Raw genomic sequence first — 22,286 nt, forward strand, 5'->3', positions numbered from 1 at the left:
AAAGAACCAGTCAATCGGGGGAGATCTCCATGATTCTCATCACCGGCGCCACGGGCGCCCTCGGCGGACTCGTCGCCGCACGGCTCTCCGGACGCGACGACGTCGTGCTCGGCACCCGTGATCCCCGGCAGGCCCCGGGAGGGCTCCCGGTCCGCCGTGTCGACTTCGACGACCCCGACTCCCTGTCGGACGGCTTCGCCGGGGTGGACACGCTGCTGCTCGTCTCGGCCGGCTACGGCGAGGACGACGTGGTCGTCGCCCGGCACGGCGCGGCGATCGAGGCCGCGGAGAAAGCCGGGATCGGGCACATCGTCTACACCAGCCTGAGCGCCGCCGGTGACCACCTGACCTACGCCCTCGCCCACCGCTGGACCGAGCGCAGGCTCCGGGAGGGAGACGCGACCTGGACGGTCCTGCGCAACGGCCTCTACGCCGAACTGCTCGCCACGCTCACCCCCGTCGTGGACGGGAGGGTCACCGCACCCCTGGGACAGGGCAGGCTGGCCGCGGTCGCCAGGGAGGACCTCGCCGACGTCGCGGCCCGCGTGGTCGTCGACGCCCGGGCGCACGCGGGCCGGACCTACGAGCTCGTCGGCGAGGAGGCCGTCGGCGGCGCCGATCTCGCCCGCGCCCTCACCGCCGCCACCGGGAGCGCCGTCTCCTATGAGCCCGGTACCCTCGCCGAGGCCCGTGCGGCCTTCGCGGTCTCCGGCCTGGAGCCGCTCCAGGTCCCGATGCTGGTGACCACGTATTCCAGCATCGCGAACGGGTTCATGGCGGAGACGGAGAGCGACCTGCGGGCCCTGCTCGGCCGGGCTCCCCGCTCCGCCCTGACGGTCGTCACCGGGAGTGCCTCCCGGTGACGACCGGAGATCCTCAGCCAGGATCAGGCTGAGCGGAGATCGTACTCGTCGTCGGTCGGGGGTGGTGCGGCCCGGTCGCCCCGCTTCGGGCTCACTCGGTGATCCGGGGCATGGGGGCGGGGCCGAGGTCACCGTCGGGCTCGCGGGTGAGAAGGGCGAGCAGCGCCGGGTCCGCATAGATTTCGGCACTGTGCCGCCACTGGGCCAGCAGGAGCGCGATCGGAGCGAGGTTCTCCAAGGCCACCGCGCCGCGCGCGATGTCCACCAACTCGGCGAGCATCGTGTCCACGTCCTCCGGGGGGAGAAACGTGCTCCAGGGCAGAGCCTCAGGCAGGGCCTGGCGCAGGGCCGCGATGTTCTCGGTGCGCACGAGCCCGGCGAGGAGGCGGGAGGTGAAATCGACGACCGTGGTGTCCCGCTCCAACTGGTCGACGCGCATCAGCGCGAGATCTCCGGCGTCGCGGCGCCGGAGACGCAGCGCCCGGACGGTGTCCAGCCTTCTCGTGGTCGCGGCCGGATGATGGAGCAGCTCGCTGAAGGGCACGTCCTCATAGGCCATCGTCATAATATCCACAGTAGCTCGGATGTTAACCGAAAGGCAGAGGCTGCTCACGGTCAACCCAGATTTCGAGGAAAAGGATCATCGCCAGGCGGGTTGCCCGTCGTGCGAGGCGCTTGTCGAGGACGGGTATCCACCCGGGGTGGATACCCGTCCTGGGATAGCTTCACAACCATGAGCGAACTGGACGGTCGCCTGCGGGCGGTGTGTGACATGGCCATGGCCGACTCCCGGGAGATGGCCGGGCGGCACGAGTACGACGGGATGATCCAAGACCTGTCACCCGAGGGTGTGCGTGCCGGATTGGCCGCGCTCGGGAAGGGGGCGCTGCCGGACGATCCGCACGACGCCGCCCATCTGGAGATCTTCGAGGTGGCCACCCGGGTCAGGTTCGGCGAGCTGGAGCTGCACCGGCGCAGCCCGCTGGAGCATCTGAGCAACCTCGACCTGGCCACCTACGACCGGGAGTACGCCCCGGTGGCCGAGCGGTCCGCCGCCAGGCTGGCCCATCTCGCGCGCTGGCCCGAGGCCGTGGACAACGCGATCGCCTCGCTCGACCTGCTCAGCGCGCCGGTCGCCACCGCGCTGCTGGGGGCCGTACGGGGACTGGCGGCCGGGGTGCCGAAGGACGCGGAGGGGTCTGCGCGCGAGGCGGCGCTGAAGGCGCACGCCCGCCTGCTGGAGCACGTCGAGGAGGCCTCGCGCTCCGGGGACCCGGACGCCTCCCTCGGCGCCGAGGGCCTGTCCCTGCTGATGGGCGCCGGTGACGGGCTCCCGGTGGACCTCGGTGCCCTCGCCGCGCGGGCCGACGCCGAGCGCGACCGGCTCATGGCGCGGCTCACCGAGTCGTGCGCGAAGCTGGGCATGGTTGACCGGCCGCCGCTGGACGTCTCGCGCGAGCTGGTCCGCGACCACCCGGGCATCGACGGCGTGCTCGACGCGGCGCGGGTGGGGGCCGAGCGCGCGATCGCCTTCACCAGGGAGAAGGACCTGGTCCCCTACCACGACGGGGAGTGCCGGGTCGGCCTGGCCCCCGAGTCGCGCCGCTGGGCGATGGCGATGATGAGCTGGGCCGCGCCCGGCGAGCCCGAGGGCCCGTCGTGGTACCACGTCACCCCGCCCGCCCCCTCCTGGCCGGAGCGTGACATCGAGGAGTGGCTGAAGGTCTTCAGCGCCACCACGCTGCCCGCGATCAACGTGCACGAGGTCGCCCCGGGGCACTTCTCGCACGGCCGCGCTCTGCGCCACGCCCCCTCCGACGTGCGGCGGACGCTGATGTCCATGGCGTTCGCCGAGGGATGGGCGCACTACGCCGAGGAGCTCTGTGTCGAGGAGGGCTTCGCGCCCGACGACCCGCGCTTCGAGATCGGCGTGTGGCTGGAGGCGCTGATCCGGGTGACCCGGCTGGCCTGCGCCATCGGCGTGCACACCGGCTCGATGACCGTCGAGGAGGGCGCCCGCCGCTTCGAGGCCGACACCCACATCGCCGGTCCCGCCGCGATGTCGGAGGCGGCACGGGCCACCTTCGATCCGACCTACGGCCGCTACACCTGGGGCAAGCTGGAGATCCTCGCCCTGCGCGAGCGGGCCAGGACCGAGTGGGGCGCCTCCTTCACGCTCAAGCGTTTCCACACCGCGATGCTCGACCTCGGCTCCCCGCCCCTCGGCCTCCTCGCCCGCGCACTCTAGGTGCGTGAGCGCGGGGCATCCGCCACGGTCTCCCCCGATGGGTGAGCCTCTCCGGACACGTGAGCGCAGGGCGCCCGCCACCGTCTCTCCGGGCATGAGCGTGGGCCGCCCCTTGCGGACCCGCACTCCGCCCAACCGGCCGGGCGGCGGGCGGCCAGTGCGATCACGTCGGCGATCTCGGCGAGCTCGTCCGGGTCCTCGGTGAGCTGGGCGATCGCCATCCGCAGGTGCGGCGGCCCCTGGCGTACGCGGTAGCGGCTGCCCGGCGCCGCCGCGACGCCGTGCGCGGCCAGGGTGGCCAGGGCTTCGGACTCGTCGTGGACCGGGACCCACAGCACGAGGCCATGGCTGTCACCCTGTATCGCGAGGGTCGACATGCGTTCGGGCGCGGACGATGGGAGGACTTTCTCGAGTCGTTCAATGACCTGATGCGCGCCAAGACGTCCGTCGAATCGTTCTTCCGTGTGGTCGATGTCCTGCAACGTGCCGGTGCGCGAGGCCCGGTTGGCGAGATCATGGAGATGATCAGCCAGGCCAGGCCCCGCGCGGAATCTTTTCGGGCACAGCCTCCCGACGGCCAGGAGACGTTTCCGGCGCTGAACCCTCTGATCCCGGCCATCGTCCACTGGGGTGAGGGAAGAAAACCCGACTTCCTTGCCGGAGTGGCGCGGAAGGTGGCGTCGGACGAACTCAACGACCGAGGTGACGCGGAGATCGTTTCATCGAAAACCTCCAGCGTGGAGACCCCGGGCTTTGGCCCTGGGGAGGAAACGCGGCACGGTGCCGCACGGTTTAAATCGAACATGCGCGCGATTTTTAGCTGATCGTTCGGTACGATGCGAGGCGTGGCGCAGATCGTGAAGCGGGCGTTCAAGTTCCGCTTCTACCCGACCCCCGAGCAGGCTGATGAGCTTGCCCGGACGTTCGGCTGCGTCCGCCTCGTCTACAACAAGGCCCTGCAGGAGCGGACCCGCGCCTACCGGTCGGAAGGCCGCAAGGTCTCCTACGTGGAATCGTCGGCCGCGCTGACGGAGTGGAAACGCACCGAGGAGCTGGATTTCCTGGCCGAGGTGTCGTCGGTGCCGTTGCAGCAGGCGTTGCGGCACCTGCAGACGGCGTTTGCGAACTTCTTCGCCCAGCGGGCCGGGTACCCGGCGTTCAAGTCCCGGAAGAAGTCCCGGCTGTCGGCCGAGTACACCCGCTCGGCGTTCCGCTACCACGACGGGCGGCTCACCCTGGCGAAGATGGACGCCCCGCTGAACATCGTGTGGTCGCGCCCGCTGCCCGAGGGGGCCGATCCGTCCACGGTGACCGTGTCGAAGGACGCGGCCGGGCGCTGGTCGGTGTCGATCCTGTGTGAGGACACCGTCCGGCCTCTGGACCCGACCTCGGACATGGTCGGGGTGGACGCCGGGATCACCGCGCTGGTCACCCTGTCGCGTCCGATTCCGGGCGTGACCGACGACGACGGCAAGGTCACCAACCCCCGCCACGAACGCGCCGACCGCAGGAGACTCGCCCGCGCGCAGCGGATACCGGCCCGCAAGGAGAAGGGGTCGGCGAATCGGGGCAGGGCGAGGGTGAAGGTCGCCCGGGTGCATGCCCGGATCACCGACCGTCGCCGCGATGTCCTGCACAAGCTCACCACCGCGATCGTCCGCGAGAACCAAGTGGTCGTGATCGAGGATCTCACCGTGCGTAACCTGGTGAAAAACCACAGCCTGGCCCGCGCGATCTCCGATGCGAGCTGGCGGCAGATGCGCACCATGCTGGAGTACAAGGCGCAGTGGTACGGGCGGGAGCTGCTGGTGGTGGACCGGTGGTTTCCCTCCTCGAAGCTGTGCTCGGCGTGCGGCGCGCTCCAGCGGTTCATGCCGCTGAACGTCCGCGACTGGGTGTGCGCCTGTGGCGTGGTCCATGACCGTGATGTGAACGCCGCGAAGAACATCCTCGCCGCCGGGCTGGCGGAGAGGTGAAACGCCTGTGGAGCCGGTGTAAGACCTCAAGGGCGCAGGCCCGGCGGGCGACTGGCGGTGAAGCAGGAAACTCCACCCGTGAGGGTGGGAATCCTCCGGCTTCAGCCGTGGGGAGGAAGTCAACGAGCGCCACTACGCACGCGGGGCGACCCGCAACGCCCCGCAGAGTTTCTGGAGCTTCCTTCTGTTCCGGCGACGCCGGCCTCCGGCGGCCCCGACATCCACGGAGACACCATCGTGACCACACCCATGGTCCACGCCAGGGCCGTACGTAAGAGCTTCGGCCACCTGGAGGTGCTCAAGGGCATCGACCTGGACGTCCAGCGGGGCGAGGTCGTCGTCATCCTCGGCCCCTCCGGGTCCGGGAAGTCGACGTTCCTGCGCTGCGTCAACCACCTGGAGACCATCGACGGCGGCGCGATCCACGTCGACGGCGAGCTGATGGGCTTCGACGCCTCCGGCGGGCGCGTACGGCATCTGCGGACCCGTGAGATCACCCGTCAGCGCCGGGAGATCGGCATGGTCTTCCAGCAGTTCAACCTCTTTCCGCACTTCACCGTGGTGCGGAACATCATCGAGGCGCCTGTGGGCGTGCGCGGCGAATCCCGCGGCAAGGCGCGGGAGCGGGCCTTCGCCCTGCTGAAACGGGTCGGCCTGGAGGACAAGGCGCACAGCTACCCCCGCCAGCTCTCCGGCGGTCAGCAGCAGCGCGTCGCCATCGCCCGGGCACTGGCGATGGAGCCCAAGCTGATGCTCTTCGACGAGCCGACCAGCGCGCTGGACCCCGAGCTCGTGGGCGAGGTGCTCGCCACCATGAAGGATCTCGCCAACGACGGTCTCACCATGATCGTCGTCACGCACGAGGTCGGGTTCGCCCGTGAGGTGGCCGACCGGGTGGTCTTCATGGACGGCGGGGTCGTGGTCGAGGCCGGTGCGCCCGCCGAGGTGCTGGACAACCCGAGCAACCCGCGGACCAGGGCGTTCCTGAGCAGAGTTCTCTGACACCGGCCGGCAGCGGTCCCGTCGCCTCCTTTCCGACTCCGCGTAAGCACGCCGGCAGGCGCCGATAGACTGGATTCACCGCTTGCGTTTCCTTTGGGGGTCTTGGTGTCTGAGTTCGACACGGTCCTGGTCGTCGACTTCGGTGCGCAGTACGCGCAGCTGATCGCGCGACGGGTGCGTGAATGCCACGTCTACTCCGAGATCGTCCCCTCGACGATGCCGGTGGAGGAGATGATGGCCAAGAAGCCCAAGGCCATCATCCTGTCCGGCGGGCCCTCGTCGGTCTACGCCGAAGGCGCCCCCGCCGCGCCCGCCGGCCTGTTCGAGACCGGGGTGCCCACCTTCGGCATCTGCTATGGCTTCCAGGTCATGGCTCAGGCGCTCGGCGGCCAGGTGGCCAGGACCGGCCTCGCCGAGTACGGCGGGACCCAGCTCGACGTGGCCCAGGAAGGCGTGCTCTTCGCCGGCCTGCCGGCCAAGCAGTCGGTCTGGATGTCCCACGGCGACAGCGTCGCCGCCGCCCCCGAGGATTTCCTCGTCACCGCCGCGACCACGCAGACACCGGTCGCCGCCTTCGAGCACCCCGGCAAGGGCTTGTACGGCGTGCAGTTCCATCCCGAGGTCCTGCACTCCGAGCACGGTCAGGCCGTCCTGAAGCACTTCCTCGACGCGGCGGGCTGCCGTCCCTCCTGGACGATGCTCAACATCGTCGAGGACGCGGTGGAGGCGGTCCGCGCCCAGATCGGCCCAGAGGGGCGCGCCATCTGCGCGCTGTCGGGCGGGGTGGACTCCGCGGTCGCCGCCGCGATGGTGCAGCGGGCCATCGGTGAACGTCTGACCTGCGTGTTCGTCGACCACGGACTGCTGCGCAAGGGCGAGGCCGAGCAGGTCGAGCGTGACTTCGTGGCCGTCACCGGAGTGAAGCTCCGCGTGGTGAACGCCCAGGAACGCTTCCTCAAGGCACTCGACGGAGTCGTCGACCCGGAGGAGAAGCGCAAGATCATCGGTCGTGAGTTCATCCGGGTCTTCGAGGACGAGCAGCGCGCCATCCTCGCCGACGGCCCGGTCGACTTCCTCGTTCAGGGCACCCTCTATCCTGACGTGGTCGAGTCCGGGGGCGGCACCGGCACCGCCAACATCAAGTCGCACCACAACGTGGGCGGCCTCCCGGACGACCTGCGGTTCTCGCTGGTGGAGCCGTTGCGAGCGCTTTTCAAGGACGAGGTCCGCCGCGCGGGCGAGGAGCTCGGCCTGCCCCCCGCGATGGTCTGGCGCCAGCCGTTCCCCGGCCCCGGCCTGGGCATCCGCATCATCGGCGCGGTCACGCACGACCGCCTGGAGATCCTCCGCGAGGCGGACGCCATCGCCCGCGAGGAGCTCTCCCGCGCGGGTCTGGACCGGGAGATCTGGCAGTGCCCGGTCGTCCTGCTGGCCGACGTCCGTTCGGTGGGCGTCCAGGGCGACGGCCGCACCTACGGCCATCCGGTCGTCCTGCGTCCGGTCTCCAGCGAGGACGCCATGACCGCCGACTGGTCCCGCGTCCCCTACGACGTGCTCGCCCGCATCTCCACCCGGATCACCAACGAGGTCCGGGAGGTCAACCGCGTGGCCCTCGACGTGACCAGCAAGCCCCCGGGCACCATCGAATGGGAGTAGGAACGACGGCGCGGCCCCGCGGAGCATCCCTCCGCGGGGCCGCGCTGTTCTCCGTCATCACCGGGACGCGCGGAGGCCGAGATACTGCAGGGCGGCGAAGCCGCCGACGGTGACCGCCTGCAGGAGGACCCAGACGGTGCCGAGGGCCGTGACCTCCAGGCCGCCGATCGCGAGTTCGCCGACGCTGACCACGGTCCACAGGGTGTTGAGGACGACGGCGGCCAGGGCGGCGGTCCGGTTGATCGCGGCAGGCCGGGCGGCCAGCCAGATCGCGACGCCGTAGACGGTGAGGAACACGCCGATGCCGTACTGGAGGGTGACAGGCAGGCCGAGCAGGTCGTTGATCGGGCCCGCCAGGGCCAGGTAGGCCAGGCCGTTGACGGTGGTGACGACGGAGTCCAGGCGCAGCGCCAGTCGCAGGAGCCGGTGGGGGTCGGTGGCGGTATTGCCGGTCATGGCGGTGACCTTGTCGGTCATTTCGTCGTCTCCTTGTTTCCTGCGGTTGTTCCTGCAGGTCACAAAGGTACGGAGATCGGCGGAGCGTGGAATCTGTCATCCACCGGTACTTATCGGATCCTCTATAGGTCGGCTCGGGTATGCCCCGCTCTCGGGCGGCGCTGACCGGGCACACGGGCTTCCGGCCTGACGGACGAGGTGGGCGGCAGCCGTATCGGTGTGGATGACGACTGCGCCGGTTTTGCAGTCTCCATACAGGTAGGTTGGGCGGGGTGTCCTCGTCAGTCATCGGTCCCGGATCTTCCACGGTCACGCCCGCCGCCCGGCTGGCCTGGCTGGACGCGCTGCGCGGGATCGCCGCCGTCGCGGTGTTGCTGGAACATCTGCTGCCCTGGTTCATGCCCGCGCTCCGGCCCTACTGGTTCAACCTCGGGATGTACGGCGTCCTGGTGTTCTTCCTGGTCAGCGGCTATATCATCCCGGTCTCGCTGGAAGGTCGCGGCGACGTCCGCGCCTTCTGGATCAGCCGCGTGTTCCGGCTCTACCCGGTCTACCTGCTGGTCGCGGCCTCCGTCCTGCTCATGGCCTTCTGGATGCCGGTCCGCGAGCAGGTGCCCCGCGACCTGTCGTCGGTGTCCGCGCACGTCACGATGCTGCTGGACGTGGTCCACCTCGGCGGGCTGGCCGACACCATGTGGACGCTCTCCTACGAGATGGTCTTCTACCTGGTGGTGACCGCGCTGTTCGTCCGCGGCCTGCACCGCCGGAGCGGCACCTTCGCCGTGGGGTTCGGTGCCGTGGCGGTCGTCGCCGGGCTGACGCTGACCGCGCCGCTGCTCAGCGGCCCCTGGCCCGCCTACGTGTCGGGCGTGCTCTTCCTCGTGGGCATGGCGTGCCTGATCGGCGGCCGGTTCCGGACCACCGCCGCCTACGTCCTCGGCGGCATGTCCGTGGTGTTGCTGCTCTTCGGCAGCTTCGTGCCATGGCTCGGGGCGGCGATCCTCGCGGTGATGTTCGCCGGGACCGCGATCCGTCGCTGGGAGCAGGGGACGGGCGGGCTCTGGCCGGTGGCGGCCGTCACCGTTCTCGTGGCCCTGGCCCCGGTGTGGGCGTCCCAGGCGGGCTGGTGGTGGGTCCAGCCGGGCGTGTGGTTCACCACGATCGCGCTCGCGGGGGCGACGTTCGCGGGCGCGATGGCCCTGCGCCGCCGCCGCCTGCCTCTCTTCCTCGTCCGGCTCGGCCTGATCAGTTACTCGCTCTACCTCCTGCACCACCCGCTGCTGAGGCTCGTCAACGCTCTCGTCGGAGACGTGCGTGCCATGCAGCCGGTGGTGCAGGTGTCGCTGTCAGCGGGTTTCGTCACCGTGGTGATCGGCCTGAGCCGGCTCACCTACCGCTACGTCGAGCTGCCGATGCAGCGGCTGGGCAGGCGGCTGGCTCAGAGACCGTCGGCGGGCGACTCGGCGCTCTCGGCGCCGTCGAGCGGGGTGTCCGACGTCAAGCCGTCGTCCTTCTCGCTGCCGACGGGGTAGATGTCGCCGGCCTTGAGCTCCTTGGCACCGCGCAGGGAGGAGACCGCCACGATGTGGTAGCCCTGCTTCTGCAGCGCGGTCAGCAGTTTCGGCATGACCGTGACGGTCTGCGCGACCCAGTCGTGCATGAGGATGACGCCGTCACGCTTGGCGTTCTTGAGCACCTCGTCGTAGATGGCCTTCTCGTTCTTGGTCGCCCAGTCGCGGGAGCCGCCGTTCCACAGCATGATCGGCATGTTCATCTCGGCCGCGATCGCCTTGACCCGATCGTCCAGCTCGCCGTACGGCGGGCGGATCATGGTCGGCGCCTTGCCGGTGACCTGCTTGACGAGGTCCTGGGTCTTGGTCAGCTCCTCGCGGATCTTGGCCTCGTCCAGCTCGCGCAGGTGCGGGTGGGTGTAGCTGTGGTTGCCGAGGTCGTGTCCCTCGACGGCCATCCGCTTGGCGAAGGCCGGACGCGACTTCACGTACTGACCCTCAAGGAGGAAGGTGGCCTTGGACTTGTACTTCTTGAGGGTGTCGAGCAGCTTGTCGGCGTATTTTCCGGGGCCGTCGTCGAAGGTCAGCGCGATGCACTTGACCTTCGCGCAGTCCACGGGCGCGACCTTGGCGGCGGACTTGGCCTTGTCCGCCGCAGTGGTCTTGGCCGTGGTGGTGGGCTTTGGCTGGTCCGCGCTCCAGGCGGCGGTCGGCGTGGCCATTAAGGCGAGCGCGCAGGGGACGGCCAGCAGCATTCGGGCAGGAGACTTCATGAGGGGAGCTCCGGGTGTTACGAGAGATGCGGGCGGGACAGAAAAAAGCATCCTATCCGGACACTTCGCCCGAAGTAGGGTTGATTGGTTGTCTGCCAGCCGATCTTCAGGCTTCTACCAGCGAGCACACAGGGACGGAAGTTTTCTGACACCTGCGCACCCAGCCCGGATCCGCGCGCCTTGGGCGTTGTCTCGATGTGGGGCTGTGACCGGCGCGGCTCACGGCGCCCCCATGGCCGCGTTACCCGTCCCATCGGATCCTTAAAAGGGGTAGACGAAGCACTGTCGCGCGCTCTTGCCCGGGTGCCCGAAACAACCGGCCCGTTTGGGCTTCGGGGTGACGGTCTACGGACCTCCCCCTGGACCGAACAGGCGAGGTGGGCGCACGTACAACGCACATGGACGTCGACAATGATCGTCCAGTAGATTATGGCCCCGCTCTTAACCGGAGGTTACAAGTATCGAATTGGAGCATGATCGTTGCAGATCGCAACGTACTCATTACATCTCCTCTGTTGCTCGGCGCATTTGCACAGGTAGCGAGGAGACGGCGCGCTCCTGTCGCGGTTCCCCGATCGTCGGCCGACTGTCGCTGAAGCTGTGTCGCCCTATCTGCTGAGCACATGGAAGGTGTATCGCGTGCCCGACGGCATCTCTCCGAGCCCGACATATCCGGACTCATCCGCCAGTCCGTCCCCGAGTGGCTCTGGGGCGTCCAGTCCGTCCCCGAGTGGCTCTGGGGCGTCCAGTCCGTCCCCGAGTCCTTCGACCGGCAGCCCGAGCCCTTCTCCGTCGGATCTCACCCCATGCCCGCACGATCCCCCGTGCCGGATTCGCCCGTGCCTGCCGGATGACGACGAAATAGCGCGTACCCGGCCTATCAACGAAGATCGTGGCCCCAGTCCTCTTTTGGCTGGCTCAAACGACCGGGTTCCGACCCCGGCCCCGTTCGAGCCTGCCCCAGATGGCAAGGATGGCTACGAAGCACGGACCGACAAGATCGTCATATTCGCCAACGTGATGCTTGAGGCCGAGGCGAACGTCGGCAATCTCAAGACCAAGGCCGTCACGGCCGACCACTGGAACCCAGTGCTCGGCGTCCCCCCCCTCCCTGGTGTTTATCTCAGAAAGCTCAACGGCTATATCGAGGAATGGGTCGACGCCGCGGGAACCCTGCAGAAAGTGCTCGGGGACGACGCGCCAAAGCTCATAGGCGTGGCGAAGAGGTACGCCGCCGCCCACAAGGACGCTGAAGAAGCCGTCCATCAGATCAACCCGTGAAGGATGCCCTAGATGTCAAACTCCAGCGATCGCCTACATAGGCGAGCAGCGCGGTTACAAGCTGATGCTGAGAAGGCCAGGGCTGCTGAGCTGGCTGAGAAGGCCAGGGTTGCTGAGCAGGCCAGGGTTGCTCAGCTGGCTGAGCAGGCCAGGGCTGCTGAGCAGGCCAGGGTTGTTCAAGCTCGTTGGTCCATGATGGGCCGGGAACGTGAGTGGAATACAGCTGGCCAGGTCAAGGCTGACCAGGCCAAGGTGGATGCGAAGTTCTTCGATAGATTGTGGAAAGAGCTCACACCTGCTCATCGGAAAGTCTTGAAGGGGCTGACCTATGCCGGCCTTGTCGTAGGCATTCCGATGGTCGGTTACGCCGTTTGGCACGTGGGCGATCCCATCAATTACTTCGATGGCCGGAATACGTGGAACGAAATGCTGAGTGATCTCAAGGACAGCGCCTGGGATGTATGGATCACTTACTTCAGCGAGGTCTCACCGTACTGGATGGGTCACGCGTCCGAAACGGTCCAGCGCTATCTCAGATTCGAGTTGATCGGCATGTTCGACGAGCTCGGCCGTATCGCCGTTGAGATAAGCACCACCATGTCCAGCCTGGCCTGGGATATCACGGATTACAACATTAGTCTCGTCGATCTGATGACGGTTTTCGGCCCCACCCTCATGATAATCATGCCGTTCGCTGGGACTTTGCCCGGCAGGGCCGTCCTGGTGGCGGCCTGCTTCGCGTTCCTTAAATTTCTCTGGGGGCTGATAAAGGAGCTCATCAGCAAGATGAAAGCACTCGACGGCAAGTTGCAAGCTCTCAACCACAAGATGAACGAACTCCAAGGGCTCTTCAACGTGGGTGACAACAAATTGCACCTGAAGCCGGTAGGCAGCGACGTCAACTTCTGGGTGCCCCTCTCCAAGGAAACCCAGTGACGCACATCGGCGCGGGCAACGAGGAAGACCTCCCACGGTTGTTCCGCGAGGTCGAGCGTATGGCCGACACGTTCACAGACGGGATGCGAGAGCTGGACGAGCGGAGGGTGACAGGTGCCGACAGCACTGGCCGAGTGGTGGCCACGGTGACGGGCTCGGCGCAGCTTCTGCACGTGCGCATCGACCCTCGGGCGATGCGCGACCTCGACCATGTGACGCTGAGCCAGGCCGTGCTGGACGCGGTCGGAGCGGCGCGCCAGACTGCGGCGGAAGGGCTGGACGAGCTCCTGGGCAGGCTGAACGGTGGCCGGCCGCAGCCCGCCCCGGAGGATAATCCGTTCACGCGTTACTTCGATGAGTTTCTGCGGGAGAGCGGGCATGGATGAGACGGACAGGCTGCGGATGCTCACAGAGCGGCTGGAGCAGTTGGAGCGGCGGTCGGCGACTCTGGCTGAGGCCGGCGCGGCTGCGGAGCAGTGGGTCACGCGGGAGTTCACCGGCAAGGTAGACAAGGGTGGGATCACGGCGACCGTGGACGCCTCGGGAAACCTGCTGGCCCTCGACATCAGCCAGCTGAGCAAACGGCGGCATGACGGCGTGACGCTCGGCGACGCGGTGCTCGAGGCGATCCACAAGGCCGAGCAGGCCGCGAGCGAGGCGAGGGCCACGCTGATGGGCGACCTGGGCGTCGACTTGGGCGTCGACTTGGGAGACCTGTTCGGCGACGCCAAACGCTTCTTCGAGGCTGATGGCGGCCCGCACCGTTAGGACGTCGTTACGTTGCCTCTGGTGGGTGGTGTTCTGGCTGGACTGAGATGGGCGTGTCGCGATGGCAGGTCGGGCACGCGCCGGTCCATGCGCGTATGAGGTCCTGGAGTATGGCCAGGACTTGATAGAAGGTCAGACCGGCGCTGGGGCTCTGGGTCCAGGCGGACGGGTCGGTGGCCGTGGGCCGGTCCGACGGGAACACGGGCGCACGGACCCTCACACTTCGCTTCGCTACACTACGCTGTCGCGACGATACCGTGAGCTACTCCACTGCCTGCCGTGACCGAAGGGGCGAAATCGGTGCAAGATCATATCGACACGCGGATCAGGGCGTTCATCGAACCTCGCTTCCCCGGCCGGAGCTGGACCGACGACGACGACATCTTCGCCCTGGGGTTCGTCGACTCGATGTTCGCGATGGAGGTGGTGATGTTCGTCGAGCGGACCTTCGCGGTGACGGTGCCCAACGACGAGCTTCACATGGACAACTTCCGCAGCGTCCGCTCCATGGCCGCGCTGGTCCGGCGGGTCTCCGCCGGCCCGCAGCCAGGGGCGGTGCCCGCGTGACCGCGAGCGTCGAGAGGCGGGGGACCGGCCCGATCAAGTGCGTCGTCTGGGACCTGGACAACACGCTGTGGGACGGCGTGCTCCTGGAGGATGGAGAGGTCACCCTCCGGCCCGGAGTCGCGGAGGTCGTCCGGGTGCTCGACGAGCGGGGAATCCTGCAGTCGATCGCCAGCCGGAACCACAGTGAGGCCGCCATCGAGCAACTGGAGCGGTTCGGCCTGCGTGACTACTTCCTCGCCCCCCAGATCGGCTGGAACCCGAAGTCCGAGTCCGTGGCGGCCATCGCGGAGACCCTGAACATCGGGATCGACACGCTGGCGCTGATCGACGATCAGTCGTTCGAGCGGGAGGAGGTGTCCTTCAGCCACCCCGGGGTGCTCTGCCTGGACGCCCGAGACGTGGCCGGGATTCCGGAGATGCCGGTCTTCACGCCGAGATTCGTCACCGAGGACTCCCGCAACCGGCGGTCGATGTATCTGGGATCCGAGCTCAGGGACGCCGCCCAGCGCGAGTTCGGCGGGACGAGCGAGGATTTCCTGGCCACGCTCGACATGACCTTCGTGATCACCCCGGCGGCGGAGGCCGACCTGCGGCGCGCCGAGGAGCTCAGCGTCCGCACCAACCAGCTCAACTCCACCGGGATCACCTACTCCTACGAGGAACTGCGTGAGTTCGTACGGTCCCCCGACCACCTGCTGCTGGTGGCCGGCCTTGACGACAGGTTCGGGTCCTACGGGAAGATCGGCCTCGGCCTCGTCGAGCGCGGGGCCGAGATCTGGACGCTCAAGCTCCTGCTCATGTCCTGCCGGGTGATGTCACGGGGCGTCGGGACGGTCCTGCTGAACCACATCATGCGGCTGGCACGGGACGCCGGTGTGCGGCTCCAGGCGGAGTTCCTGCCCAACGACCGCAACCGGGTGATGTTCGTGACCTACCGCTTCGCGGGCTTCCAGGAGGTCGGGACCCGGGACGGGCTTCAGATCCTGGAGTCCGATCTCGGCCACATCCAGGATCCTCCCGCCTACCTGACGGTCCGGACCGGCTGACCGCCATGCTCAGGAGAGCCTTCGAGCACGAGAGCGAGATGATCCGGCGGTGGCGCAACCACCCGCGGGTGCGCGGGGTCAGCCTCACCGACCACGAGATCGACGAGGCGGAACACCATAGGTGGTGGCGCGCGACGATGGCCGACCACACACGCCGGATCCTGGTCTACGAGCACGGCGGCGTGCCGAGCGGGGTGGTGAACATCTCCGGCCACGACGTCCGGGCGCGGCAGGCCGGCTGGGGTTTCTACCTCGACGTGGACGGGCTGTCCCGGCGCGGGGAGCTGCTGGCCGCCTGGATGCGGATCGAGGGCGAGGCGGTCGAGTATGCCTTCACCGAGCTGGGGATCGACACCCTGCGCGGTGAGGTCCTGGCCCGCAACGAGGCGGTCAGGGCCCTGCACCGCCGCCACGGGTTCGCCGAGGTCGGCACCTACACGCGCCAGGTGGCCGGGGTGGAGGAGCCCGTCGTCGTCATCGAGATGACCAGATGATCAGGGTTTCCCGGTGGTCACGGCGAGAGCAGCACGTCGGCGACCCGCACCCTGCCCTCGCCGTCGACCAGGGCGGGCCCGCGCGCGCCGAGCTCCGCGCGGGTGCGGGCGCGGGTGAGCAGCTCTCGCAGGCACGCGCGGGCGGGACCGTCCGCGCGGGTCACACCGTCGAGATGACCGAGCCCGGCCGCCAGCCCGTGTGAGACCACCTCCTCGTAGGCCGGCCGCTGGTTCTCCGCCACCCAGACGAGCGCGGCGGCCTTACCCAGGTAGAGGAGCTCCCACATGCTGCTGCCCGCCGCCGTGACGACGAGGTCCGCCGCCGCGACCAGGCGGGGGAGGTCGTCGGTGGGAGGGATCCGGTGGATCGTCTGGCCGTCCGCCGGCCCGAGACGGTCCAGCGCTCCCTCGCGCGGCGTGACCACCGTCGCCAGGAACGGCGCGCCCGTCGCGACGAGTTCCCCCGCGATGACGGGGGCCGCTCCTGCCGCGTCGGTGCCACCGAAGAAACAGAGCACTCGGGGCGGTTGCCCCGGCTCCCCCGTCCACCGTCCACCGGGCTCGGCCGGCTCCCGCCGGCGCAGCCGCCGTACGTCGTCCCGGAGCAGGGCGTAGCGCACCCCGGCGAGCCGGACCGATCCGGCGGGGGAGCCGCCCGGCCCGCGCTCGGCGCCGAGGTTCTGGTCCAGATAGATGTCGGCGTCCTGGCCTCGGTCGTCCTCGTCGACGATGGCCAGCACTCTGACGCCCGCCTCGCGCAGCGCTCCCGAGCAGCGGGGGTCGAGGGCGTAGGAGTCGATGACCACGGCGTCGAGGGCGAGGCGGCGGGCGGTCCGGACCATGGCGGCCGGGCCGTCCGGTCCGGGCAGCAGTGGCAGGCCCCGCCTGGCCAGCTGCCGCCTCGCCCAGTCCAGCCCCCCGACGTCGCCGAGGACGACGACCTCCAGGCATCGCTCCCGCAGCTCCTCCGCGAGGGCCAGGCAGCGCATCAGGTGGCCGACGCCGAGGTCGGTGCTCGCGTCACAGCGGATGCCGACGCGGTTCATCACGCCTCCTCCAGCGCCTTCTGCTCTATGGCGGCGTTGAGCGCCACGACCTCGGGCCGCTCCCGCAGCCATCCGGCCAGGGTCCGCAGCGGCACCGGCCCGTCCCCGAAGTGGTCGACGACCGCTCTGATCAGCTCCCAGTCCTCCGGGGTGTCGAGCGTGACGCGCAGATCGGCGTCGCCCGGCGGGAACATGAGACCGATGATCCGGAAACGCTCGGCGTGCGTGTAGAGGTAGGACGTCACATGGGTGCGGTGGTAGCCCGTGGCCACCGTGTCGAGGCCGCGGAGCGCCTGCGCGGAGACGATCTCCACGTCCAGTCCTCTGGGCAGGGTCCTGGGCTGCGGGCTGGTGCTCAGGTAGTCGAGCGCGGGCGCGGCCCGCCACATGCCCGCGGCCATCGCGATGACCTCCGGGTCGAGCAGCGGGCAGTCGGCGGTGAGGCGCATGACCGCGTCGCAGCCCAACCGGTCGAGAGCGCCGAGGAAGCGGGTCAGCACGTCGTCCACCGGGCCTCGGTACCAGGAGACTCCGAGCCGCTCGCACTCCGCGACGACGGCGTCGTCGGCGGGTTCGGTGGTGGTGGCCACGACGAGGTCGTCGAGGGCGTCGCCGCAGGAGGCCGCGCGCACGACCCGTTCCAGAACGGTGCGTCCGCCCAGCGTCCGCAGGACCTTTCCCGGCAGGCGGGTGGACCCCATGCGGGCTTGAATGACTCCGGCGATGTGAACGGCCAAAACATTTCCTAACTCGGCTGAGTGATGGTGACGCTACGTTATGCTACAAACTCGTCACTGAATGACTACCGTAAGTTACGGAAGTCTTGTATGGGGGGACTCGGGTGGGAGAGCTTGAGGGGTCATCGATTCTTATCACCGGCGGGACGGGATCGTTTGGAAAGGCTTTCATCCGGCACGTGCTCGACCACCACGACCCCCGGCGGGTGGTCGTGTTCTCAAGGGACGAGCTCAAGCAGTATGAGGTCAGGCAGCTGTTCGCCGACGACTCCAGGCTGCGGTGGTTCATCGGTGACGTGCGCGATCGTAGCCGCCTGACCCGTGCCATGCACGGTGTCGACCATGTGGTGCACGCGGCCGCGCTCAAACAGGTCGACACGGCCGAATACAACCCGTTCGAATATGTTCTGACCAATGTCAGTGGTTCCCAGAATGTCGTGGAAGCGGCCATTGACTGCGGTGTCAGAAAGGTGATCGCCCTCTCGACGGACAAAGCCTCCAGCCCTATCAATCTTTATGGAGCGACCAAGCTGGTAGCGGACAAATTGCTGGTGTCTGCCAATCATTACGCTTCTCACCATGTGACCCGGTTCGCTGTGGTCAGATACGGCAACGTCATGGGCAGCCGGGGCTCGGTGATCCCCTTCTTCCAGAAGCTGGCGGCCGAGGACAAGAGCCTGCCGATCACCGACAAGCGGATGACCCGCTTCTGGATCACCCTGGACCAGGCCGTCCGGTTCGTGACCGAGTCCTTCGACCTGATGCAGGGCGGCGAGCTCTACGTCCCCCGCATCCCCAGCATGCGGATCACGGATCTGGCCGAGGCCGTCGCCCCGGGCGCCCCGCTGCACGAGGTCGGCGTCCGACCCGGGGAGAAGCTCCACGAGGAGATGATCGCCGCCGACGACAGCCGCAGGACGATCCGTCTGGCCAGCCGCTACGTGGTGCAGCCCACCATCGCGACCTGGGGCTACGTCCCGTCGCCCGGTGGCCAGGGCGTCCCCGAGGGCTTCTCCTACCGCTCCGACACCAACGACCAGTGGCTGTCGGTCGAGGGGATCCGCGAGTTGCTCGCGGTGAGGGTCTGATGCTTCCGTACGGCAGGCAGTCGATCGATGAGCGTGACATCGAGGGTGTCCTCGGTGTCCTGCGAGGGGAGTGGCTGACCACCGGTCCGGCCGTCGGCGCGTTCGAGGAGGAGCTCGCGGCCTGGACCGGGGGTGTGCCGTGCGTGTCGGTGACCTCGGGAACGGCCGCGCTGCACACGGCCTATGCGGCGGCCGGCGTCGGCCCGGGGGACGAGGTGGTCACCTCGCCGATCACCTTCGTCGCCACCGCGGCCACGGCCGCGATGCTCGGTGCGCGCGTCGTCTTCGCCGACGTGGAGGAGGACACGGCCAACCTCGACCCCGCCGCCGTGGAGGCGGTGGTCGGTCCGCGCACGCGGGCCGTCACCGCCGTCGACTACGCCGGCCACCCGGCCGAGTACGACGTTCTGCGCAAGATCGCCTCAAGTGTCGAGGCCGTGGTCGTGGGTGACGCCGCGCATTCCGTCGGGTCGCGCTACCACGACCGTCCGGTGGGCGCACTCGCCGACCTGACGACCTTCTCCTTCTTCCCGACGAAGACGATCACGACGGCCGAGGGCGGCGCGGTCGCCACGGCCGACGTGGAGCTTCTCCGGCGCGCCCGGCGATTCAGGAACCACGGGCTGGTCCGGGACCCACAGGAGCTACGCGACCCGGATGAGGGGGGCTGGCACCAGGAGGTTCACGCGTTCGGCCTGAACTACCGCCTGCCCGATGTGCTGTGCGCCCTCGGCGTCAGCCAGCTCCGGCGGTTGGGCGCGTTCAGGGAGCGGCGGGCCCGCCTCGTCGAACGCTACAACAAGGCTCTTCAGGGCCTGGCCGGGCTGCGGTTGCCCACCCGGCGTCCCCACGCCGACCCCGCCTGGCACCTGTACTCCGTGGGAGTGCTCGGCGGGCGGCGACGCGAGGCGTACGAGCGGATGCGGGCGGCGGGCATCGGTGTCCAGGTGAACTACCTGCCCGCCTACTGGCATCCCGTCTTCGCGGACATGGGTTACCGGCGCGGCATGTGCCCGGTCGCCGAGGAGTTCTACGCGCGGCAGCTGTCGCTGCCCCTGTTCCCCGACCTCACCGACTCGGAGCAGGACCGGGTCGTCGAAGCTCTCCACGCGATCCTCGGCTGAGCGGAGGCATGATGCACCACACGAACCACTTCTACGGGCACGCCCATGTCTTCGCCCGGTTCTGCGGGCTGGAAGGGCGGAGGCCGCCGCGCATCAACGGATATCTCCAGCACGGATGGAACGCCCTGGACGGGTTCGGTCCCCGGGAGAAATACGTTCCGGGGACGCCGAAGTTCGTCTGGACGGACACGATGCGCCGCCGTGGCTGGGCGCGAGGGCGCCGCCACTACTACCCGATCGGTGCTCCGTGGCTCTACCTGACGCAGATGGAGCCCGAGGAGCCGGGCACGGTGCGGGAGGGCACGATCTGGTACCCCTTCCACGGCTGGGAACGCCAGCACGTGGACGGCAGCCACCAGCGGCTGATCGACGAGATACGCGAGGTCGAGCAGGGGCCGGTCACCGTCTGCCTCTACTGGCTGGAGTTCGGCATGCCCGAGATCCGGAGCCTCTATGAGGACGCGGGGTTCCGGGTGATCAGCCATGGCGCTCGTGGCTGGATGAGGAAGGGGACCGATCCGCTCTTCCCGCACCGGCAGCTCACCGAGCTCCGCCGCCACCGGCGGGTGGCGTCCAACCGGCTGAGCACCGCCGTGTTCCACGGCATCGCGGCCGGGTGCGAACCGGCCGTGTACGGCAACCCCATGGTCCTGGCGGACGAGGACCCGCTGCACGGCGGGGTCGCCCGCATCCGGCGGCTGTGGCCGGAGCTTCACGGCGCCGAGGTCAATCTCGCCACCGCCCGGGAGATCGCCGATGACGAGCTGGGGGTCACCTACCGGGTGTCCCCCGAAGAGATCAGAACCGTTTTCGGATGGCCGGGGGAGACCGATGATCTGTGACGACGCCGTGGCCCGGGTGCGTCTGATAGGGGGAGAGATGCTTGAGTGGTCCGACACCGAACGGGACGGATCTCCCGGCGCCGGAGTGCTCGGCGAGCTGTTGCGCCCTCTCCTGCCCAGCGGTGCCCGGGTCCTGGTCGCGGGGCCGCACCCGGCCGCTCTCCTCGACGAGCCGGTCGCCGGCGCGTGCGAGCTGAGCGTGCTGCTGCGCTCCTACTCCGACGCCTGCCGTCTGGCGGAACAGCATGAGGTGACGGTCTACTGCGGGAGCCTGGAGAAGGCGGCGTTCTCCGAGGGGTTCGACGTGGTGATCGCCCTCGACGGGGTCGAGCGCCTGATGTCGTTCGACCACGCGGGCAGCTCCTGGGCGGAGGCGCTGAGGCGGCTCGTCGGGATGCTCGCTCCGGGGGGGACACTCGTGCTGGGTGTGGAGAACCCGCTGGGCGTCCACCGGTTCGCCGGAGACCCGTCGGAGGTTCACGAGCGCGCGGACGACGACTGGGCCGCCGCGGAGCTGGACCAGTCCCGGCCGGTGAACCTGGAGCAGCTCACGGACCTCCTGGACGGCTCCGGCCTCACGCTGGGCAGGAGCTACGCGGCGTACGGCCATCCGTCCGGGCCGCACCTCCTGCTGGACGTCTCCGCCCTGGAGACCGCCTCGGCGCCGACCGCCCTCGCCGTGGCGGCCTGTGCGGGGGTCTTCGGCACGCCCCCGGCGGGTTATGACTCGCGGCACCTGTGCCGCATGGCGATAGCGGGCGGGCTCGGGGCCCGGATCGCGACGCGCTGGGTGGTCGTGGCGCATGCCGCCGGTGGCCGCTCCGCGACCACTCCGGTGGCGCTGACCATGGACGCCGACGCCGCTCCCTACTGGCGGCTGCCCTGTGAGCTGGCTCCGGCGGCGCGGGGGGGATGGGTCCGCAGGGCGCGGGGGGACAGGACGCTGCGCGTGTCGGGACGGGTGATACGGACGCCCGGGCTGCTCGACGGGCCGATCCCCGAGGGCCGGTTCCTGGCCGAGATCCTCATGGCCGCCTGCACGCGCAACGACGTCGTCGCGATCCGCGAGGTCCTCGGCCTCTTCCTGTGGTGGATGGAGAGCCAGGGCGCCGACGGGAAGGTGCCGGGATGGACCGCCTTCGCCGTGGCCGACAACGTGATCTTCGACGGCACCCGGTTCGCGCTGCTGGACGCCAGCTGGCAGCTTCCCGGAGAGCTCGACACCGATGTGGTCCTGGCCAGGGTCATGCGCCACTTCGCCGTGCGGCTGCTGGACTCGGGGCAGTGGCACCCGTGGTCCTGGCAGCTCGGTACCGACCGGTTGACGCTGACGCTGCTGTCGATGATGGGCAGGACGGCCGACCTGGAGATCGTCCGCCGGGGCGCGGAGCTGGACGCGGAGATCGATGCCGATCTGGCGGGCTCCCGGGAGGACGGCGCCCAGGACGGGGTGAGCGGCGAGGACAGGCCGGTCCAGGACGAGGCCGTTCCGGACGAGCCGGGTCAGGAAGAGCCGGGCCAGCCGGGGCAGGGCCGCGGCGCGCCGGGCAGGTGGCGGGAGAGCTACCGGGAGCTGTACGCCGCGAGGGGACGGCTGCGCGCGAAGCTGGAGGAGGCCCAGCAGAAGATCACCGTGCTTGAGCGTGACCTGGACACCGCCGAGGCGAAGTTGCTGAAGGCCGTCCGCGCGGTGAAGCAGGCGGAGCGGCGTGACGAGAGGATCCGGTCGTCGGCGGGTTTCCGGGTGGGGCGCGTGATCACCGCTTCGGCGGCGGCCCTGCGGCCGGTGCGGCGGATGTTCGGTGCCGGTCCGGAGCGGGGCGCCGACTAGGGACGCCGATCAGGTCTGAACCGCCGGTCTGTCCGGAGGCG

At 69.0% G+C, this 22,286-nt stretch carries 24 protein-coding genes and 1 pseudogene; 19 read left to right on the top strand and 6 right to left on the bottom strand.

Annotation, left to right across the window (positions count from 1 at the left end):
• Positions 1-29: 29 nt before the first annotated feature.
• Positions 30-863, top strand: coding sequence for an NAD(P)H-binding protein (locus FHR32_RS19520; protein ID WP_184755599.1), 834 nt, complete (start codon positions 30-32; stop codon positions 861-863).
• Between the two features lie 91 nt (positions 864-954).
• On the opposite strand, the gene FHR32_RS19525 is transcribed toward FHR32_RS19520, so the two are convergent.
• Positions 955-1,428 carry a hypothetical protein gene (locus tag FHR32_RS19525; protein WP_184755600.1) on the bottom strand — a complete coding sequence of 158 codons (474 nt, stop codon included), beginning with the start codon at positions 1,426-1,428 and terminating at the stop codon, positions 955-957.
• 168 nt (positions 1,429-1,596) lie between these two features.
• Here FHR32_RS19525 and FHR32_RS19530 point away from each other — a divergent pair, with 168 nt between their 5' ends.
• On the top strand, positions 1,597-3,111 hold the full coding sequence (locus FHR32_RS19530; protein WP_184755601.1) for a DUF885 family protein: 1,515 nt from the start codon (positions 1,597-1,599) through the stop codon (positions 3,109-3,111).
• Here FHR32_RS19530 and FHR32_RS19535 read toward each other — a convergent pair.
• On the bottom strand, positions 3,108-3,449 hold the full coding sequence (locus FHR32_RS19535) for a hypothetical protein (RefSeq protein WP_184755602.1): 342 nt from the start codon (positions 3,447-3,449) through the stop codon (positions 3,108-3,110). The genes FHR32_RS19530 and FHR32_RS19535 overlap by 4 nt on opposite strands.
• Positions 3,450-3,455: 6 nt before the next feature.
• Here FHR32_RS19535 and FHR32_RS19540 point away from each other — a divergent pair, with 6 nt between their 5' ends.
• From FHR32_RS19540 to guaA, 4 genes and pseudogenes are all read left to right on the top strand, one after another.
• Positions 3,456-3,935: a hypothetical protein gene (locus FHR32_RS19540; protein ID WP_184755603.1), complete on the top strand. Its 480-nt coding sequence runs from the start codon at positions 3,456-3,458 to the stop codon at positions 3,933-3,935.
• A gap of 12 nt (positions 3,936-3,947) precedes the next feature.
• Positions 3,948-5,156: pseudogene (locus tag FHR32_RS19545) on the top strand (RNA-guided endonuclease InsQ/TnpB family protein); the annotation flags it as partial.
• 180 nt (positions 5,157-5,336) lie between these two features.
• Positions 5,337-6,089, top strand: coding sequence for an amino acid ABC transporter ATP-binding protein (locus FHR32_RS19550; RefSeq protein WP_184756596.1), 753 nt, complete (start codon positions 5,337-5,339; stop codon positions 6,087-6,089).
• A gap of 93 nt (positions 6,090-6,182) precedes the next feature.
• A complete protein-coding gene (gene guaA / locus FHR32_RS19555; protein ID WP_376773340.1) occupies positions 6,183-7,745 on the top strand; it encodes a glutamine-hydrolyzing GMP synthase in 1,563 nt (520 codons plus the stop codon).
• 57 nt (positions 7,746-7,802) lie between these two features.
• Here the strand turns inward: guaA and FHR32_RS19560 are convergent, their stop codons facing one another.
• On the bottom strand, positions 7,803-8,222 hold the full coding sequence (locus FHR32_RS19560) for a hypothetical protein (RefSeq protein ID WP_246466204.1): 420 nt from the start codon (positions 8,220-8,222) through the stop codon (positions 7,803-7,805).
• 251 nt (positions 8,223-8,473) lie between these two features.
• On the opposite strand from FHR32_RS19560, the gene FHR32_RS19565 reads away from it, so the two are divergent.
• Positions 8,474-9,733, top strand: coding sequence for an acyltransferase family protein (locus FHR32_RS19565; RefSeq protein ID WP_312882477.1), 1,260 nt, complete (start codon positions 8,474-8,476; stop codon positions 9,731-9,733).
• On the opposite strand, the gene FHR32_RS19570 is transcribed toward FHR32_RS19565, so the two are convergent.
• On the bottom strand, positions 9,640-10,467 hold the full coding sequence (locus FHR32_RS19570) for a polysaccharide deacetylase family protein (protein WP_246466206.1): 828 nt from the start codon (positions 10,465-10,467) through the stop codon (positions 9,640-9,642). The genes FHR32_RS19565 and FHR32_RS19570 overlap by 94 nt on opposite strands.
• A 641-nt stretch (positions 10,468-11,108) precedes the next feature.
• Between FHR32_RS19570 and FHR32_RS19575 the strand changes: the two genes are divergently transcribed.
• The 8 genes from FHR32_RS19575 (at position 11,109) to pseH (ending at position 15,577) form a co-directional block, all read left to right on the top strand.
• Positions 11,109-11,339 (top strand): hypothetical protein, encoded by a 231-nt coding sequence (locus FHR32_RS19575; protein WP_184755607.1) that lies wholly within the window; start codon positions 11,109-11,111, stop codon positions 11,337-11,339.
• A gap of 163 nt (positions 11,340-11,502) precedes the next feature.
• Complete coding sequence (locus FHR32_RS19580; RefSeq protein WP_184755608.1) at positions 11,503-11,766, top strand: hypothetical protein; 264 nt, start codon at positions 11,503-11,505, stop codon at positions 11,764-11,766.
• A gap of 12 nt (positions 11,767-11,778) precedes the next feature.
• Entirely contained in the window at positions 11,779-12,702 is a 924-nt protein-coding gene (locus FHR32_RS19585) for a hypothetical protein (RefSeq protein WP_184755609.1), read from the top strand.
• The gene (locus FHR32_RS19590; RefSeq protein WP_184755610.1) at positions 12,699-13,088 is read left to right on the top strand and encodes a YbaB/EbfC family nucleoid-associated protein; all 390 of its coding nucleotides are present in this window, start codon (positions 12,699-12,701) and stop codon (positions 13,086-13,088) included. The genes FHR32_RS19585 and FHR32_RS19590 overlap by 4 nt, the downstream gene beginning before the upstream one ends.
• Complete coding sequence (locus FHR32_RS19595) at positions 13,081-13,470, top strand: YbaB/EbfC family nucleoid-associated protein (RefSeq protein WP_184755611.1); 390 nt, start codon at positions 13,081-13,083, stop codon at positions 13,468-13,470. Before FHR32_RS19590 ends, FHR32_RS19595 begins: the two co-directional genes overlap by 8 nt.
• A 300-nt stretch (positions 13,471-13,770) precedes the next feature.
• The gene (locus tag FHR32_RS19600) at positions 13,771-14,037 is read left to right on the top strand and encodes an acyl carrier protein (RefSeq protein WP_184755612.1); all 267 of its coding nucleotides are present in this window, start codon (positions 13,771-13,773) and stop codon (positions 14,035-14,037) included.
• Complete coding sequence (locus FHR32_RS19605; protein WP_184755613.1) at positions 14,034-15,083, top strand: HAD-IIIC family phosphatase; 1,050 nt, start codon at positions 14,034-14,036, stop codon at positions 15,081-15,083. The genes FHR32_RS19600 and FHR32_RS19605 overlap by 4 nt, the downstream gene beginning before the upstream one ends.
• Positions 15,084-15,088: 5 nt before the next feature.
• Positions 15,089-15,577 carry a UDP-4-amino-4,6-dideoxy-N-acetyl-beta-L-altrosamine N-acetyltransferase gene (pseH, locus tag FHR32_RS19610; protein WP_184755614.1) on the top strand — a complete coding sequence of 163 codons (489 nt, stop codon included), beginning with the start codon at positions 15,089-15,091 and terminating at the stop codon, positions 15,575-15,577.
• A 17-nt stretch (positions 15,578-15,594) separates the two neighbouring features.
• Here pseH and FHR32_RS19615 read toward each other — a convergent pair whose 3' ends face one another.
• Together FHR32_RS19615 and FHR32_RS19620 are read right to left on the bottom strand one after the other, a co-directional pair.
• Positions 15,595-16,623, bottom strand: coding sequence for a PseG/SpsG family protein (locus FHR32_RS19615; RefSeq protein WP_184755615.1), 1,029 nt, complete (start codon positions 16,621-16,623; stop codon positions 15,595-15,597).
• Complete coding sequence (locus tag FHR32_RS19620) at positions 16,623-17,360, bottom strand: cytidylyltransferase domain-containing protein (protein WP_184755616.1); 738 nt, start codon at positions 17,358-17,360, stop codon at positions 16,623-16,625. The genes FHR32_RS19615 and FHR32_RS19620 overlap by 1 nt, the downstream gene beginning before the upstream one ends.
• A 104-nt stretch (positions 17,361-17,464) precedes the next feature.
• Between FHR32_RS19620 and pseB the strand changes: the two genes are divergently transcribed.
• From pseB to FHR32_RS19640, 4 genes are read left to right on the top strand one after another with little or no spacing between them, the layout of a single operon-like run.
• Positions 17,465-18,448, top strand: a complete 984-nt coding sequence (gene pseB, locus FHR32_RS19625) for a UDP-N-acetylglucosamine 4,6-dehydratase (inverting) (RefSeq protein ID WP_184755617.1) — start codon at positions 17,465-17,467, stop codon at positions 18,446-18,448.
• Positions 18,448-19,572 (top strand): DegT/DnrJ/EryC1/StrS family aminotransferase, encoded by a 1,125-nt coding sequence (locus tag FHR32_RS19630; RefSeq protein ID WP_184755618.1) that lies wholly within the window; start codon positions 18,448-18,450, stop codon positions 19,570-19,572. Before pseB ends, FHR32_RS19630 begins: the two co-directional genes overlap by 1 nt.
• Positions 19,573-19,580: 8 nt before the next feature.
• Positions 19,581-20,414, top strand: a complete 834-nt coding sequence (locus FHR32_RS19635) for a hypothetical protein (protein ID WP_246466209.1) — start codon at positions 19,581-19,583, stop codon at positions 20,412-20,414.
• Positions 20,404-22,245 carry a class I SAM-dependent methyltransferase gene (locus tag FHR32_RS19640; protein ID WP_184755619.1) on the top strand — a complete coding sequence of 614 codons (1,842 nt, stop codon included), beginning with the start codon at positions 20,404-20,406 and terminating at the stop codon, positions 22,243-22,245. Before FHR32_RS19635 ends, FHR32_RS19640 begins: the two co-directional genes overlap by 11 nt.
• The last annotated feature ends 41 nt before the right edge of the window (positions 22,246-22,286 follow it).

The organism is Streptosporangium album (assembly GCF_014203795.1).
Classification (GTDB): Bacteria; Actinomycetota; Actinomycetes; order Streptosporangiales; family Streptosporangiaceae; genus Streptosporangium; species Streptosporangium album.